This is a genomic window from Cytobacillus sp. MT66 (assembly GCF_058792595.1).
Genome location: NZ_JBXAFB010000045.1, coordinates 1 through 1,419, shown reverse-complemented (window position 1 = coordinate 1,419; position 1,419 = coordinate 1). Strand labels below are relative to the sequence as shown.

The following is a 1,419-nucleotide window of genomic DNA, read 5'->3' as shown; positions in this document are numbered from 1 at the left end:
GGGACAAATAATTTACGTTGGCGTTTCTGTTTCGTTTAGTTTTCAAAGAACTATTTTGCTTGTCCTGCCGAAGCAGCAACAAAAACTATTGTATCATTTTCATTCTTCGAAGTCAACTTCTTTTTTTGTTTTTTTCTTAAAGAAAATTGAGTTTCGAACGTCGCGTCAGCGACTCTATTAATATACCACTTTCGAGATCGGAAGTCAACTTCTGTTTTAGACGAAAGTAGAAAAATTTCCCCTCTTCACTTTAAGGGAACTCTTATGCTACTCCTTTTTAGATTAGAAGTAAACAATTAAATTACTGGAAATAATCCCCTAAATAAAAAAAGGATCGGAATTCCCGATCCAACTATAATTTTAATTTTAGCAACTCACCCTTGTGTTTCATTAATAAAAGCATTATTTATTACTTCTTCTAGCCTTTTTCTATCGAATGGCGATTTTCTTAAATATCTTTTTGTTTCATTAAGATCTTTAATGCCTGCAAGTCTTGAAACGGTTTCTAAATCAACATTCGCATCTACAAGTCTTTGGCAGAAGGTATGGCGTAATTTATTAGGATTAACATTATATTTCTTAAGCATATATTGGACTGACCGCTCTGTCATCCGATCCCCCGTCTGGGTAATAAACAGGGCTTCCTCTGTATGTGACTGAAGATAAACTCCTAGGTGAGTTTTTGCATCAGCCGAGAGAGGAATTGTGCGTTCTTCATCATTTTTTTGTACGGTCAATTCATTGGTTTTTAAATTAATATTGGACCGGTTTAAGTTGCACAATTCTGACACCCGAATCCCAGTATACAAAAGCGCATAAACAATTGCTATATTTCTAATGTCACCATCTTCTGTTACCTGGTTGAGCAGCTCATTGCATTCTGCTGCAGACATGGTTTCAAAATCCTTATTTTTTTCCACTGCCTTTATTTCTATTCCAAAAGTCAGCTCTGGTTTCTCTAGAAATTTAACAAACGTCCGGATAGAACCTACGGTTTTATCGATCGTTGATGGACTTTTTTTCTTTTCCTCTAAATAAACGATATAGTCCTCAATATCGGCTTTCGTCAAATGGCGAATATCGCTATTTTTCCCTTGAAGCCACTCTTGATACTTTTCCAGTTCACGTTTATACGTTGAAATGGTACTAGGAGATTTCCTTTGTTCTTCTAACCAATGACAAAAATTAAGAATCAGCGGAATAGCTTCGGTAGAATTTTTTTTCAATTTCAAATCCTCCTAATAATCATCTGACTCTTCCATTATAACGCATCAAAACAAAGAAGTAAACTTCTGTAAATTTTACACAAAAAAAGAACACCTGTAACAGGTGTTCTTTGGGTTGCCTGGCAGCGTCCTACTCTCACAAGGGGACAGCCCCTAACTACCATCGGCGCTGAGAAGCTTAACTGCCGTGTTC

Annotated in this window: 2 protein-coding genes and 1 rRNA gene; 1 reads left to right on the top strand and 2 read right to left on the bottom strand. The window is 36.3% G+C overall.

Annotation, left to right across the window (positions count from 1 at the left end; translation table 11 throughout):
• Positions 1-181, top strand: a 181-nt coding sequence (locus AC1Q59_RS24730) for a hypothetical protein (RefSeq protein ID WP_492368523.1), incomplete at its 5' end; no start/stop codon positions are given.
• Between the two features lie 193 nt (positions 182-374).
• On the opposite strand, the gene AC1Q59_RS24725 is transcribed toward AC1Q59_RS24730, so the two are convergent.
• Both AC1Q59_RS24725 and rrf read right to left on the bottom strand, forming a co-directional pair.
• Complete coding sequence (locus tag AC1Q59_RS24725; protein WP_492368522.1) at positions 375-1,226, bottom strand: tyrosine-type recombinase/integrase; 852 nt, start codon at positions 1,224-1,226, stop codon at positions 375-377.
• 117 nt (positions 1,227-1,343) lie between these two features.
• Positions 1,344-1,419 (bottom strand): 5S ribosomal RNA (gene rrf / locus AC1Q59_RS24720); the annotation flags it as partial.